This is a genomic window from Serratia sp. Tan611 (assembly GCF_905188235.1).
GTDB classification, from domain to species: Bacteria; Pseudomonadota; Gammaproteobacteria; order Enterobacterales; family Enterobacteriaceae; genus Serratia_B; species Serratia_B rhizosphaerae.
In genome coordinates this window covers 1966620-1980428 of sequence record NZ_LR994655.1, presented here as the reverse complement: position 1 = coordinate 1980428, position 13809 = coordinate 1966620, and the positions used below count along the sequence as shown (strand labels likewise).

General features: G+C 56.3%; 13 protein-coding genes and 3 tRNA genes. 6 read left to right on the top strand and 10 right to left on the bottom strand.

Annotated features, from left to right (window positions below; genetic code table 11):
• Positions 1-2 precede the first annotated feature (2 nt).
• The 3 genes from TAN611_RS23490 to TAN611_RS09265 are packed head-to-tail and all read left to right on the top strand — an operon-like array spanning position 3 to position 4806.
• Positions 3-2960: a hypothetical protein gene (locus TAN611_RS23490; protein WP_238404529.1), complete on the top strand. Its 2958-nt coding sequence runs from the start codon at positions 3-5 to the stop codon at positions 2958-2960.
• 12 nt (positions 2961-2972) lie between these two features.
• On the top strand, positions 2973-3716 hold the full coding sequence (locus tag TAN611_RS09270) for a LamG-like jellyroll fold domain-containing protein (protein WP_203067585.1): 744 nt from the start codon (positions 2973-2975) through the stop codon (positions 3714-3716).
• 10 nt (positions 3717-3726) lie between these two features.
• A complete protein-coding gene (locus TAN611_RS09265; protein ID WP_203067584.1) occupies positions 3727-4806 on the top strand; it encodes a phage tail protein in 1080 nt (359 codons plus the stop codon).
• Positions 4807-4878: 72 nt separating this feature from the next.
• On the opposite strand, the gene TAN611_RS09260 is transcribed toward TAN611_RS09265, so the two are convergent.
• The 6 genes from TAN611_RS09260 to TAN611_RS09235 form a co-directional block, all read right to left on the bottom strand.
• Positions 4879-5370, bottom strand: a complete 492-nt coding sequence (locus TAN611_RS09260; protein ID WP_203067583.1) for a phage tail protein — start codon at positions 5368-5370, stop codon at positions 4879-4881.
• 11 nt (positions 5371-5381) lie between these two features.
• Entirely contained in the window at positions 5382-8078 is a 2697-nt protein-coding gene (locus TAN611_RS09255) for a phage tail tape measure protein (RefSeq protein ID WP_203067582.1), read from the bottom strand.
• Positions 8068-8154 (bottom strand): GpE family phage tail protein, encoded by an 87-nt coding sequence (locus TAN611_RS23485; RefSeq protein ID WP_235082808.1) that lies wholly within the window; start codon positions 8152-8154, stop codon positions 8068-8070. Before TAN611_RS23485 ends, TAN611_RS09255 begins: the two co-directional genes overlap by 11 nt.
• A gap of 83 nt (positions 8155-8237) precedes the next feature.
• Complete coding sequence (locus TAN611_RS09245; RefSeq protein WP_203067581.1) at positions 8238-8537, bottom strand: phage tail assembly protein; 300 nt, start codon at positions 8535-8537, stop codon at positions 8238-8240.
• Between the two features lie 59 nt (positions 8538-8596).
• A complete protein-coding gene (locus TAN611_RS09240; protein WP_203067580.1) occupies positions 8597-9112 on the bottom strand; it encodes a phage major tail tube protein in 516 nt (171 codons plus the stop codon).
• A complete protein-coding gene (locus TAN611_RS09235; protein ID WP_203067579.1) occupies positions 9113-10294 on the bottom strand; it encodes a phage tail sheath subtilisin-like domain-containing protein in 1182 nt (393 codons plus the stop codon).
• A gap of 154 nt (positions 10295-10448) precedes the next feature.
• Here TAN611_RS09235 and TAN611_RS09230 point away from each other — a divergent pair, with 154 nt between their 5' ends.
• The 3 genes from TAN611_RS09230 to TAN611_RS09220 all read left to right on the top strand — a co-directional run bounded on the left by TAN611_RS09230 (position 10449) and on the right by TAN611_RS09220 (position 12537).
• The gene (locus TAN611_RS09230) at positions 10449-11603 is read left to right on the top strand and encodes a phage late control D family protein (protein WP_203067578.1); all 1155 of its coding nucleotides are present in this window, start codon (positions 10449-10451) and stop codon (positions 11601-11603) included.
• Positions 11604-11648: 45 nt separating this feature from the next.
• Positions 11649-11897, top strand: a complete 249-nt coding sequence (locus tag TAN611_RS09225; RefSeq protein ID WP_203067577.1) for an ogr/Delta-like zinc finger family protein — start codon at positions 11649-11651, stop codon at positions 11895-11897.
• A gap of 325 nt (positions 11898-12222) precedes the next feature.
• Positions 12223-12537 (top strand): YlcI/YnfO family protein, encoded by a 315-nt coding sequence (locus TAN611_RS09220; RefSeq protein WP_203067576.1) that lies wholly within the window; start codon positions 12223-12225, stop codon positions 12535-12537.
• A gap of 269 nt (positions 12538-12806) precedes the next feature.
• On the opposite strand, the gene TAN611_RS09215 is transcribed toward TAN611_RS09220, so the two are convergent.
• The 4 genes from TAN611_RS09215 to pgsA form a co-directional block, all read right to left on the bottom strand.
• Positions 12807-12892, bottom strand: a tRNA-Leu gene (locus TAN611_RS09215).
• Positions 12893-12902: 10 nt separating this feature from the next.
• Positions 12903-12976, bottom strand: a tRNA-Cys gene (locus tag TAN611_RS09210).
• Positions 12977-13031: 55 nt separating this feature from the next.
• A tRNA-Gly gene (locus tag TAN611_RS09205) sits at positions 13032-13107 on the bottom strand.
• 144 nt (positions 13108-13251) lie between these two features.
• Positions 13252-13800: a CDP-diacylglycerol--glycerol-3-phosphate 3-phosphatidyltransferase gene (gene pgsA, locus TAN611_RS09200; protein ID WP_105230637.1), complete on the bottom strand. Its 549-nt coding sequence runs from the start codon at positions 13798-13800 to the stop codon at positions 13252-13254.
• Between the last annotated feature and the right edge of the window lie 9 nt (positions 13801-13809).

Genomic DNA, 13809 nt, shown 5'->3' with positions numbered 1-13809 from the left:
GCATGACGAACATTACAGAAACCGCCAGTTGGGAAGATCACGTTTACCAGATCAAGCGCGGCGACAGCGTAAGCGGCGGCCGTGATGGCATTGCCAACATTCAGGCGACGCAGCTGGCAAAGCGCACCCGCTACCTCAAACAGGCGATCGACGGTTTCCAGGCGGGCGAAATGCCCTACACCTCCATCGACGCGGCGAACGCCGCTATCGCTGAGGGAAAGCTGCCGCCCGATACGCTGTTTTCCATCCGTTCCGATGAGTCCGGCGTATGGGCGTTCGAGTGCCGTAACGTCGGCGGCGCAGCAGTACCCACCGGTAAGCGCCTGTACTCCGCCGATATGATCGACTACCTGATCGACCGCATGGCGACGCTTAACGACACGGTGCAGGCAACCGATGCCAGCCTGTTTGAAGTGGTCTCCGCAAACGGCATTCGGCCATTCAGGATACGCAACAGTGACGGCGCCTTAGAATTTGCCATGGCCGTCCGCCTGCTGACAGGCGACACCGGCATGAACTTTGCCGGCAATATGCTGGATAATCTGGCGCCACCGGGCTGGAAGTTTCTGATCCAGTCGGCAAACGGTCTGGTTATCGCCGGCGTTAAAGACGATGGCACAAAAGTCGGCTGGGGTAGTGGCAGCGGCAATGGCGGGCAGGCCGGCGGCATTACGCCAGGTGACACCGCGGCGGGCTATGATGACATTCGCAACTATACCGGTGACGCCACTGTGCGTGACGTCGTTGGCGCTCGTATCGGTGGCCGCTTCGTTGCCTACCCTGACCTGACTGATGAGGACGATGGCGGCGGTGTGCTGGTCGGTATAGATGGCCGTCGCTGGGTGCGGCTGACCGATCATGTCACTTACGATATGTTTGGCGCACCGCGCATTCAGACCGAGACATATCTGCGTTATGAAGCCCTGTCGAAGAACGGCGAGGAAGCTGCAGCACAGTCATTGCTGGCCGATATTGAACCTGCAGATGAAGCGATCGCACGCTGCCATGCCTTCGCCAACCGCTACGGCCTGCCTGTGGTGCAGAACGCAGGGGCGTTTCTCTGGGTGGGCGCTGAGTGGATTGTCCGCACGCCGTGCAACCTGACCGGCTCAATCATTGTTACCTGCAACCGCAGCGGCACCAACGAAACGCGCTGGGGCCGGGTTGACGGTGTCGATGATGGTTCACCGGAGCCGATGTATATGTATCGCATCCAGGGAAAAAGCCGCATCGACTTTACCGCCGACGAGCTGGCCGACCTCAACGCCAACTATGCGCAATACATCAAAAAAGGCAGTACATACCTGCCGATGCCTAAGCTGTATCCACACCGCGGCGGCCTGTTCGGTTACATCTCTTCCGCCGTGGAGCTCTTTCGCGGCGGTAACCATGTGAATCCTCGCACGCAGGTAAAATATCGCGACTTTTCGCGGATTGGCCGCAATGGCGCCCTGTCCGATCAGCTCGTCAAAAACACGCCCGCCGGCACGGTTTCAGAAGCCTGGATCCAACCCAAGGAAAACGCCTGGCTCGCCTTCACGCCGCCAGCGTTCTTTGAGGCCGGCAACGGCCGCAAGTTTGTCAATGTGCAGATTGAGCGCTCCATGGTCACCGTCAACGACCTGGTACTCAGCAATTGGGCGAGCGGCAACGTTGAATCGCGCGTTGTGATCGGTGCCTATGGTGTGACGGATATCCGGCTGAATAACGCCACGGCGGAATGCATGCCGAACGCGGTCGGCGGGGCCTATGCTATTTGCTTTCGTAACAGCATTGAGGCGCACGTTACCGGCTATTACGGGTTATATGGCTGGGGATTTCAGGGGCACCACGGCGTCAAACGCCTGTTTATCGATCGCAGCGTAATGAACCGCTTCGATTTCCACTCGTTCGGCTACGACGTGAACATCAGCCGCACGCTGTTCAAAGGCAAGCAAATTTACCTGCAGGGCGGTGGCAAGTACACGTTTGACGACAACACTTTCGTTGTGACGCAGTATTCCGTTGAGCAGGCTGGCGGCACGCTGGAATACCGCCAGGGCTACATGATTGCTATGCGTGAAGACTATGCCGGTGACTGCGAATGTAATCTTACCGTACGCGACCAGGTGATCCGCTTCGATAGCAACATCGATAAAGCCTGGGCTAAGGGCGTGCTGTCGTTTGATGTGGTGCTGATGAACTCCGGCGAAGCGGTAAATTATGGCGTCACGACGAAAAACCCGCATACCGTTGTCGGCGAAAATATCGTGTTCGACCTGGAAGGCTCTCAGGCGCCGCTGCCGGATAACTTTGCGTTCACGTTCTGCCGGGCGTACCGCTCACGATACAGCACCTACAACCGCACCTATTTGCCGTCACTGGTCAGCATTCGCGGAATGACCGCCATCAACGTGCCGGAAGATAAAAACGCCTGCATGGCCATCTTCCGCATCGGTGCCGATCTGGCGAGCAATCCTTATGGCAGCCGCCAGAAATTGCGGCCAGATGGCACCAACGCACGGATCATCGGCGAGAACGTGATCAGCGTTATCAACAACCCGGTGATTGCCGCAAATGCCTGTCCAATGGTGTACCTGCCAGGGAAAACCACAGACTGGGATAAAACCGTTGACGGCACGACGTACCGCCAAAGCCCTTACGCGTGGGTGCCAAAGGTGACGCTGATTAACTGCGACCCGGTGATCATCAACGCCGCCGGCGCGCGAGCAACCTTCGACATTCACGGCGGGCTGCTAGCGCGCTACGACGTCGGCGATACCGGCAACCGCTGCCGCGTCACTGGCGCAGATATCCAGCTTTACCCGGATGCTACCGGCGCAACCTACTTCAACGCGGACAGTGTGCGAACCGCAAGCTGCGACTGGCTCGACCCTGCCGCCGGCGCCACCTACGACGGCACGCTAAACGGCGTCGGTAACGTCAACCTTGGCACCAAAGAACATTCACCAAATATTTAACAGGGGAACCCTATGAGCGGCGTCCGTATTTTCTGCAATGAAATTATCCCAATCACCGATTGGAACCACGACTTTGAAATCATCAGCTCAAAGCTGCAGACCAGGTCACCATTGCCAACCATCGCCAGCCAGGATCTACTGAACCCGCTGGATAACACCGGCAGCGGCTACAATGTGCAACAAGGCGGCGCCCAGGTGCGCGCCTGGGGCGTGCATTTCGAGGATCGCGCCAAGCCGGCCCCCACTGCACTGATTAAGCCAGGGCAAGGCGCGGTGTCATTTTTGACGGCATTCCGTTTTGATGCTCTCAACCGCTACACAAATATCTTCAGCTGTCGCAACGAGGCGGCAGACAGTGGCCATGGGTTTAACCTGTACTGGAGCGGCGGCTTATTTATGGGATTTGCTTATCCATCTGGCGAAGTGCGCAGTATCAGCGGTGGTGACGTCGCTCAGCCGGAAACGGGCAAATGGTATGTGGCTGCCGGCGTATTCGACCCCGTCAACCGCAAGGCCAGCGTGCTGTTCAGCGATCTGGGGCTTCGGTTCGGCGACCTGGGCGAGAATATCGCCCCGGATCAAACACTCAGCACGGCGCTGGCTATCGGCGGCGGGCCGGATGGCAAAACCACCTCATCCATGCGTGGTGATATCGCCTTCCTGGCCATGTACGACGGCGCATTCAGTGCGGACCAACGTACGGCCATGATTGCCGTTGGCCAGGACATTTTGAAAGACCGGAAACTGATTGCTTAACGGGCGGCACATGAACGAGAAGAAATTCACCACCATCATCACTGACACTGGCGCCGAACGCCTGGCCAAAGCCGCGGTAGATGGCACGCCACTGGCGATCAAAGAAATGGGCGTTGGCGACGGCGGCGGGCAACTGCCGACACCCCGGCCAGATGCCGATAAGCTGGTAAACGAACTGTACCGGGGAGCACTGAACAAGCTGGTCATTGCCGATAACAATGCCAGTATTATCGAAGCTGAACTGATCATGCCGCCCACCGTCGGCGGTTTCTGGTTGCGCGAGATCGCCCTGTTTGCCGATGATGGCGCCTGTATCGCCATCGGCAATATGCCAGAGACCTACAAACCTAAGCTTCACGAAGGCTCGGCGCGCTTCCAGGTGATCAGAATGCAGATCAAGGTCAGCAGTACCGCCGACGTCGAGCTGATTGCCGACCCGTCGATCGTTCTTGCCACCGTGGAGGAAACCAGCAAGGCTAGGGATGAAGCGAAGGATTACACAGACCAGGTTGCTGAATCTATCGGCGAAGATACCGCGGCGGCCATCAATGCCGCCGTTGAAAAAGCGATCCGTGAGGCCTGGGAATTGGATAACCCGATCGGCACATCGCGCCTGTTTAACAGCAATATAGACCCCAACACGCGCTGGCCATGGTCAACCTGGGAATATGCCGGCGAACACGTCACGGTCCGCACCGCTGCTGCCGATGGTTCTGATGTTGGTGCGTTCGGCGGCAGTGATACGGTCAATATTGCCAGAGGGAACCTGCCCACAGAAACAATCGGCCTATCCGGCACCACCGAAGAACACGGCGCCCAGACGTTACAAACCAAGCCAGCAGGAAAACACGCCCATATGGCCGGGGTGCGGGCGCCTGGTGCTGAATACTCCACGTCAAACATCGGCACCGATGCCGATCAGCCGCACAAACTAGGTTGGACGAGCGACGAAGGGGAGCATGTTCACGAATATGATATTCCTGCGCATCGGCACCCGTTCAGTGGAAGAACTGAAAATCTTGGTAACGGACAACCACTGCAGATTGTCGAAAGGCACAAACTGCAGATGCTATGGCATCGCGTAGAATAAGCCGAAAAAAAAGCCCCTGGCGCGAGCCCGGGGCTTTTTAGTCTCTGTAGTACAGTCACTTTCGGCTACGCATCACCGGAATAAGCTATTTAACGAGCCATTCACCGAGTTAATCGCCTGGTTGGCGCTGGCGCGCAGTTCGCCGAGCACATCACTCGCAGATGTTGTTTGCAGCTTCTCACGAAAATCACCATCGACACGGCTCAGGCTGATCGTGAATTCGATTTTTTTGGGATTGCCATAGCGATCAAACTCAGATTTACCCCGCTCCAGGCGCGTCATTACGTACATGCCGTAAATACGGCCATCCCCCTCAATCAATGGCCATGGTCGACCGGTAAAGCCGATAGTCTCAAGACTGGCCAGCGACAGGTTACCGCCGGTTATCTCGGGGTAAAGCACACCATCCAGCGTTATGCTGTCCTCCCCCGCACCGATATACTGCCAGCCGGCTGACTGATTAACCCGTTCGTTTTTTACGTGCCGCCACTCCTGCGCGTGACGCAGCTGCTGATAGGGAACTGTGCGCAGCATAAAAACGAACATCCCAAATACCATCATCATGATGGGCCTCCTTAATCTCGGTCGCGGAATGAACCGCGGTTATATCTGGCTGTGCTGGCCATCGCATCACGCAGCGCGTTGCGTACCATCATTTCCAGTTCCTGATCGGTGCGCTTCCCCACGTCATTAAAAATCACCTGGACGACAGGCCCGCCCCCCGGCGCCGACACTGGCGCAGCTGTCGCCGCCGGCGTAGCTGACGGAACGGACAGCACACCGCCAGGCGATGTTGCAATACGCGACGCCGGCTGTGACATAACCCGCGCCTCCTGGTAGGCACCACGCAAAGCCAACGCCCGCGGCAGGTTTTTAAAGACAATGTCACCCGGGCCGATACGCTTGGCCGCTGCTTTGGTGTTATCCGCCGTGGTTTTGGTGTTGTCCGCAATTTGACCCAGCCGGCGCTGCGTCCCTGTATCGCCGGTCAGTATCGGCGGTGGCGGCCCGCCCAGGTTCGGGTTAACCGCTGCCGCTCCCGTAGGCAGGCCGGGGCCGGCCCAGCTCCACCCTTTTTTAACCATTTTTTTCTGCTGGGGATCCCACTCCCACATCGCCGGCTGATTACGTAAACTCTCAGCCTTGCGCCTGGCCTGCTCGATGCCGTCCGGGATCAGGCCCATCTTTTCAAGGAGCCAACCCACGCCATCCATCAATTTTGTTAGCGGATAAAGCAACACCTGTAGCGCAGAGCCAAATACCCGGCCAAACGTCTCGCCTGCGCTGGCACATTTATCCAGCGTTTCCTTGCTGGCCTGCATCGGGCTTAACAGTTTTTTGAACCACTCCCATACCCGTCCGAGCGCATCACCAATGACACCAAAGATCGGTGAAAGCCGGGAAAATGCCTCGCGCAGCGGAGCCAGCGCCTCCATGACGCCGGCACCAAACCCGATGAAAAACGCTTTAATGGGTTCCCAATAGCGCCAGATCAGCAGGCCGGCACCGACAAACGCAGCAACAATTAAACCGACCGGCGTCAGCAGCGCAGATAAAGCACCACCGATCGCCGGCAGCGCACTGGCCAACAAGGAAAAACCCAGCCGGATTTTGGCAAACGGTCCCGCCAGTAGACCCACGGCCAAACTCACAGCCCCCAATCCGGCCACCAGTGCAGTCAGCGCCCCAGCGGCCAGCAATAATGACTGTGCCAGTTTCGGGTTCTCTTTCACCCAACTACTGGTTGCCGTGATTGCGTCGCTTAGTCCCTGCGTCAGTTTGCGTAGTGAGCCGTCGGCCGTTTCTTCAACCTGAATGCGGAATCCTTCCCAGGCACTGTCCAGGTTTTTCAGGTCGCCTCCCAGGTTATCCGCCATCGTCTTAGCAACTTTTGACGCCTCTCCGTTGGCCCCCTTGAGTTCGCCGATTAACTTCTGCAGCTCACCACTGCCGGCACCGGCAACCAGTGTCTGCAGGCCGACAAATGCCTCTTCGCCGGCAATATCTTTAAAGAAGCTGACCTGATCGACCTGACCATATTTTTTCGTGGCATTGTAGAGGTCGAGCAATATTGTTTCCGCCGGCCGCATTTTCCCTGTGGCATCTGCGACCGACACGCCCAGCTCCTGCAATGCCTTGGCCGCTGCTTTTGGTGGCGATGACAGGCGCGCCAAGGATGCACGCATCGCCGTACCTGCGTCGCTACCGCGTAGACCGTTGTTGGCCAGAATCCCCGCCATACCGGCAGCCACTTCCAGACTAATGCCGAGCTTGGAAGCTACCGGGCCGGCATACTTCATCGTATCGCCGAGGTTACGTAAATCGGTGTTGCTGCGAGTAAATGCCGCGGTCAGCACATCGCTCACGCGGTCCATTTCCCCCGCGGGCAAGGTGAACTGTGAAAGGATGTTAGAGCCGATATCTGAAGATTCACCGAGTTCCATGCCGCCGGCCAGCGCCATATTCAGTACGCCAGGCAACGCCGCCTGCACCGCCTGCGGTGTAAAGCCGGCCATCGCCAGGAACGCCTGACCACTTGCCGCATCACGGCTGGTAAAGGCAGTTTCAGAGCCGAGCTTTTTCGCCTGGGCGCGCAGATTGGCCAGCTCGGGCGAGTTTTTCTCCAGGCGAGTCATTGCTTGAACACGCGCCATTTCTGTATCGAAGCCCACGGCTGGCGCCAGGAATCGCCCGCCGGCATAACCAGCAGCTGCGCCGCCGGCCATCATGCCAACGCCAGCCCCGCGCATCTTGCCCGCCATATCCTTGGTGCGGGCATAGCGAGATTGCGCCTGCGTAACCGCTGCTAGCTGGCGCCGCTCGCGTTCAAGCTGCTGGTTGTATTGCTCAGTGCGACGAATGGCACTCTGCACCGCCCCACTGCCTGCGTTTAAGTTGACCCCATGCTGCCGCAGCGCCTGCGCTGTTTCGCGCAGCTTTGTTGTCTGCTGGCCATACGTCTGCGTTAACCGTGATATTTTCCCGCGCAGGGCTTCAAGCCTTGCCGCCTGGTTTTCTGACAGCTGGCCGCCCTCGCGCATCTTCTGATTTAAACCATCAAAGGCGCGCTGTGCTTTGCTGAGTTTTTGGGCCGTATCATTGGCCTGGCTGCGTAATTTATCGAAACTGGTAGCGTGTCTATCCAGATCCTTAACAGCGTTTTGCGTTCGCTTGAGTGATTCAGACAGGCCGCCGACGGCTTTGCCGGCGGCCTTCACGGGGCGGGTAAGTTTGTCAATCGCGCTGAACGCGACGCGAATACTAAGATCCATGCTCGTCCTCGTCGTCATGGTTGCCGCTACGGATGGCGGCGCGCTGGCGCCAGTCCATCAGCTCGCGCAGCTCCATGCCGTACATCTCCGAGGGCGGCCAGTGGAAAATAACGGCTATATCCGCGATGAGATCATCAACGCTGGAAAATAACGGCTCTCTTATTTGCTCGCCGTCTCCGCCGCGCCCGTTACGGACGGCGCCGCTTTGGTCAAAAAAGGCGTGAGCTCTTCAATGAATGCCACAAAGTCGGCAGTATCCAACTGCGCCACGTCCGTCGGCGTCAGCGCTGGCGCAGTGACGCGCGTCAGCAGCGTAGAAATCGCGTCATAATCGAAGTTGAGCACATCAACCAGGCGCAGACCGCGCAGAGAGCCCGCCTGTTTAATGGTGTCAGTGATGGACACTGCAGCGATATCCTGACCGCCGCGCTTGATTGGAGTAGAGAGAGTTACAGCCATGTTTTATGCTCCTGGCGACATTGTCTGCCGCCGTTAACGTGGGTTTAGGGTTAGGTGAATCAGCCGCCCAGACCGAGGGCGGAAACAATGCGATCGGGGTACAGGTTTTTCCCGTCACGTTTGTAGATGAAGTTGAGCAGGTCGATTTCCAGCAGCGCCTTATCATCCACCGACAGTTTGTAATAGGTGTTTTTAATGGCGTAGGTGTGGTTGGTATCCTCGCCCTGCTTGGCTTCTCCCTGGTCGATCTCGGTAATACGGCCGCGCATTTCCACTTCCATCAGTGAACTGGTGCCGCCGCTGTAGATTTCCCCGACAAAGCGCAGGCGCATTTCGTCAATATCGCCGCCATACTTGAGGATCAGCTCTTCAACGACACCGCCAACCACCATCGACGCATCCAGCGCCCCGCCGTCAAGTCCGAGGTCTACCGCCACAGCCCCCTGCATGCCGCCGCCCTGATAGTCCTCCGTCTTGCGGGTAACTTTTGGCAAGGTAACACTGGGGATCTTGCCGATATGGTTGGTGCCGTCCACATACAGGGTAAACAGGCGGAGTTTTTTAGGAATAGCCACTTATGCGCCTCCCAGCGACGCAAACGCCGCTTCATAGTATTGATCGGTGAAGGTCTGAATCATGGTCAGATCCTCCAGTGGCGGCACCGGGCTGTAGTTGTAGCGCACTACCGCTTTCCCTTGGCGGATGCTGGTCGTTGGGTTGTCCACGATATCAAACCAGCATGAAGCGCCAATCAGACGGCCGGCAGTGACCAAGCCCTGCAGTTTTGCGTTGATGCCGCTAACCACATCCTTGACGTTCGCCGGCGTCAGCGGGGTATCTACCGTCGTAAACTGCGCTTCTGCGATGGTGTCCGCCAGGATCTGCGCCGTTCGGGTGTACACCTCAAAAATAAACGCCTCGGTGTCAGTGGTACGGTTACCCCAGAAGCGGAAGCCGTCCCGCTTAATCAGCGTGGTCACTTCGTTGGCGTTCAGCTCGTTAGCGTCGGAGTCTTCCGCCTGCAGCGCCCAGAAAACATCCTTTGAAATGCCGAGCACATTACTTACCGCCACGTTGGAAAGCGACTTGTGCCAGCCCTGCTCGTTATCGATCTGCGCACGCAGGCCCAGCGCATAGGCAACTGCCGGGAACTCTTCGTTCTCGCCGGTCAGCGGGTTATAGGCGATAAAATTCGGCCAGATCAGCATGCCTTCACGTTCGGCAAACTGCTTGCGATAGGCTTTTGCCTCGGAAATCGTCTCGCAGCCGTCGCAGTAGCTGTACGAAAACGCCCGCAACTGTTTGGCAATAACGCGCAGCTGCGCGGTCACCTCTTGGGTGTCGTACATCGGCACGCCGAGGATGCGCGGCCGATAGCCGACCTTTTGCTCTGCAGTCAGCAGCGCAAACATGCCGGTATAACTGCCGTCGGCCTGCGAACCGCCAATAATCAACTGTGACTGCGTTGGGGCGCCCTCTTCCGTGCCAGCGGCAGCAACACGCACCACAATAACGCGGGTGCTGACCTGATCGGAGATGGCCTTGAGTGACTTATAAAGCGAGCCGGTTTTACCGGCCTTGCCGAGTACGCTGATAACCCGCGTAATCAGCACCGGCGTGTCTAAGGGAAAGGTGGTAGCGTCTGCATCATCCGCAACGGCAACCAGGCCGATGACCGTCGAATCAACATCGTTGATCGCCGTCTGCAGCTCGGTGTTCTCTTTGACGCGCGCACCATGGAAAAAATTGTCGGACATACTGTACCGCCATCATGCTTGTGAGTTCGGTTGTGATATTCGCCGAAAATGCAGCGCCCGACACGCGCCGCTGGCTGTCAGCGTTCTGCGACAACAACGGGCAGTTTTCCCCGTCGCGCGCGCATGAAACCATCAGCGCACAAAGGGGGGGATCATGGCACTGACCACTGACGCTATCAGAGGCGCTCATTCACTGCTGAGCGCCGGAGACAACACACCACTGAACCAACTGGCAGAGCTGTCACGCGTGCCGGCATTCGGCGTAATGCTGGGGGGCAAGGCTCTGACGGTGCTGGATGACCGGCTGATCTCAATGGAGATGGTGGACAACCGCGGCTTTGAAGCGGATGAGCTAACAATCGTGGTGGACGATTGCGACGGACAGCTGCAGTTGCCGCCGCGCGGCGCTGAAATATCGGCATCGATAGGCTGGCGCGGTGAAGCGCTGGTATTCAAAGGCGTGTTTATTGTCGACGAAGTGGCACATGCAGGCCCGCCCGACCGCATGACCATCACCGCCCGCAGCGCCGATTTTCGCGACGAGTTCAACGTTAAGCGGGAAGTGTCCTGGCACGATGTCACGGTAGAGCGCGTGGTGTCAGCCATTGCGCGACGCTATGACCTGAAACCCGTGATCTCCGCGCAGCTGATGGAGCTGGAGATCGACCACGCCGATCAGACGCAGGAAAGTGATATGTCATTCCTGACCCGCATGGCCGAGATGCTTGGCGCTATTGCTACTGTAAAGAACGGCAGCCTGTTGTTTATTCTGCCAGGCGGTGGCGTCAGCGCATCGGGCAAGGCCCTGCCTTCGTTCGCTATTACGCGCAGCAGCAGTGACCGGCACGCATTTCGCATTGCCGATCGCGATGCCTATACCGGTGTGCGCGCCTACTGGCTGGATCTGGAATTTGGGAAAAAGAAAAAGGTCACGGTTAAAACCCGACGCGCCAAGAAAGATAAAAAGCCGCGCAGCAGCAACCGGGAAGGTGATTATTTAGAAGGCGAGGATGGAAATGTTTATGTGCTGCGAAAAACCTACAATAGCGAGACGGCCGCGAAGCGCGCAGCAGCTGCTAAATGGCAGCAATTAAAACGCGGTGCTGCTGAGTTTACGCTTACTCTGGCATATGGCCGCGCTGATTTATATCCGGAAATGCACGGTACTGTTTCGGGGTTTAAAACAGATATTAATAATCAGGATTGGATTATTGCCAAGGCAAGCCACACGATCGACAGTAGCGGCTTTATCACTCGCCTGGAACTTGAAGCGAAAATACCGGAATGGATTGCAGAAAGTGAGCAGTGACGGCCATAATAACGATGAGTTCAACTCCCGCCATGGGAGGCCATCATGTTTGTTTGTCCGATCTGCGGCGCCACAGCCCGCACCCGTACCAGTCGCCAGCTCAGCAATATGACAACGCGGCAATATCATCAGTGCCAGAACTTCGAATGCAGCATCACGTTCACCACGTTAAACAGCGTCGAAAAACTGGTAACAAAACGCGGAGGTCGGGAAGAGATACCGCCGGGCTTTATCCCGCAGGACGCGTTCCCCACATCCCACTACGGGCGCGATCAGCTCAATTTGTCACTGTAAAAACAGCCCGCTCGTTTGCGGGCTTTTTTGTTCGTGGCCACTTGATATATAACCCAGAATGCAAGGGGGAACTCGCTTTCGTAGTACTGATAATAAGAATTTCAATAAGTTGATTATGTTGACTAAGCTTGAGCACCATCTACACTTTCCAATGAGGGCAGCTATAGCCTGCATACATACCTACCTGATAACCCGGCTCCGTGGCCGGTTTTTTTTCTACAAAATGTGCGAACAGTATTTCTAGTACGAGGGGTAAACGCCGTTAATCCAACAACCCCAATTAGGTTTTAACTTTGCAATTTCAAAGTTAAGGAGCAGCAATCGAATGGTATCAGACGAGAAAAACACTAAATCAAAGGTTCTGGCATCACGAGTCCCGCGTGAAGTCATTGAAGAAATGGAAGCAGTCAAATTGGAAGGTGAATCGACAACACACTTCGTCGTAGCTGCTATGCGCGCAGAAATTATGCGCAGACGTACTGAAGGCGGGCAGGAAAGCCCTCTTCTGTCTTCCCTAGATGCATTGGCTCGCGTTGAAACCTTAGGGATAAAAGCTATGGGTGAAATTGAGCGCCTTATCAACATCGCTCAGAAAGAAATCGATCGCCGACAAAGCGGGACAATTGAGGGCAAGATGTAGGCCAGCATAATACGAGAAAAATACATATACATTATTACTTGAAGCAATCATTCACATTGAGTATTGTCACTGTGTGAGATAGTTCCTTATCACGCTGTCTATTGCTTTCGATGCAACTCATCATCCCGGCTGTCGTGGCCGGTTTTTTTTGCCTGTCGCCAACTCATCGCCATTTCATCGCCACTTGCCGTTTTTCAGGCACAAAAAAACCGCCTTTCGGCGGCTTACGACACTGCTTTATTGCTTTGATTATTCAGTATTTTTTCCCATGGTACCCGGGGCGGGACTTGAACCCGCACAGCCATAAGCCGAGGGATTTTAAATCCCTTGTGTCTACCGATTTCACCACCCGGGCTCGGGAAAGTTGGAGGCGCGTTCCGGAGTCGAACCGGACTAGACGGATTTGCAATCCGCTACATAACCGCTTTGTTAACGCGCCGTATTCTGTTTGCCTTTTCAGGCTGAAAGCTGGTAATAACCAACCTTCTAAAATTTGGAGCGGGAAACGAGGCTCGAACTCGCGACCTCAACCTTGGCAAGGTTGCGCTCTACCAACTGAGCTATTCCCGCGTCATCAGAACTTACTGATTTTTTTGCTAACTTTCTGCAAATCATCGCTGCCGTCTGATGCGATGCATTCTACTTACCTGACGTGATGAGTCAACAAAATTGTTCACCCACCACGGCCGTTTGCCGATTTTTGCATCGAATCGATCACGGTTCCAGCAAATCGTTACGTGCGGCGTTCAAATATTGGAACATTGACCAGAAAGTCAGCACCGCCGCGATGTACAACAGACCGATAGCCGCATACTCAACGCTACGGTCAGGGCGCCATAACAGCCCCACCAGCGACAACATCTGTGCGCTGGTTTTAACTTTGCCGATCCAGGAGACCGCTACGCTGCTGCGCTTGCCAATTTCCGCCATCCACTCGCGCAGCGAAGAAATAATGATTTCACGCGCAATCATCGTCGCCGCCGGCAGCGTAATCCACCAGGCGTGATAGTGCTCCGCCACCAGCACCAGCGCCATGGCGACCATCACCTTATCGGCCACCGGATCCAAAAAGGCGCCAAAGCGGGTCGTTTGCTTCCAGCGGCGGGCTAAAAAGCCGTCAAACCAGTCGGTTACCGCAGCAAACACAAAAATGACGGCGCAAACCATCGGGGCCCAGTTGAACGGCAGATAAAATGCCAGCACAAAGAATGGGATCAGAACTACGCGAAACAGGGTGAGCCAAGTCGGTATATTCAATTGCATAATGCTACG

Excerpts from the sequence above, each read along its gene's own strand:
- TAN611_RS09230 (WP_203067578.1), top strand. The coding sequence starts at position 10,449 with ATGGCACTGACCACTGACGCTATCAGAGGCGCTCATTCACTGCTGAGC.
- TAN611_RS09270 (WP_203067585.1), top strand. The coding sequence starts at position 2,973 with ATGAGCGGCGTCCGTATTTTCTGCAATGAAATTATCCCAATCACCGAT.
- TAN611_RS09225 (WP_203067577.1), top strand. The coding sequence starts at position 11,649 with ATGTTTGTTTGTCCGATCTGCGGCGCCACAGCCCGCACCCGTACCAGT.
- TAN611_RS09265 (WP_203067584.1), top strand. The coding sequence starts at position 3,727 with ATGAACGAGAAGAAATTCACCACCATCATCACTGACACTGGCGCCGAA.
- TAN611_RS09245 (WP_203067581.1), bottom strand. The coding sequence starts at position 8,537 with ATGGCTGTAACTCTCTCTACTCCAATCAAGCGCGGCGGTCAGGATATC.
- TAN611_RS09260 (WP_203067583.1), bottom strand. The coding sequence starts at position 5,370 with ATGATGATGGTATTTGGGATGTTCGTTTTTATGCTGCGCACAGTTCCC.
- pgsA (WP_105230637.1), bottom strand. The coding sequence starts at position 13,800 with ATGCAATTGAATATACCGACTTGGCTCACCCTGTTTCGCGTAGTTCTG.
- TAN611_RS23485 (WP_235082808.1), bottom strand. The coding sequence starts at position 8,154 with ATGGAGCTGCGCGAGCTGATGGACTGGCGCCAGCGCGCCGCCATCCGT.
- TAN611_RS23490 (WP_238404529.1), top strand. The coding sequence starts at position 3 with ATGACGAACATTACAGAAACCGCCAGTTGGGAAGATCACGTTTACCAG.
- TAN611_RS09220 (WP_203067576.1), top strand. The coding sequence starts at position 12,223 with ATGGTATCAGACGAGAAAAACACTAAATCAAAGGTTCTGGCATCACGA.
- TAN611_RS09255 (WP_203067582.1), bottom strand. The coding sequence starts at position 8,078 with ATGGATCTTAGTATTCGCGTCGCGTTCAGCGCGATTGACAAACTTACC.
- TAN611_RS09235 (WP_203067579.1), bottom strand. The coding sequence starts at position 10,294 with ATGTCCGACAATTTTTTCCATGGTGCGCGCGTCAAAGAGAACACCGAG.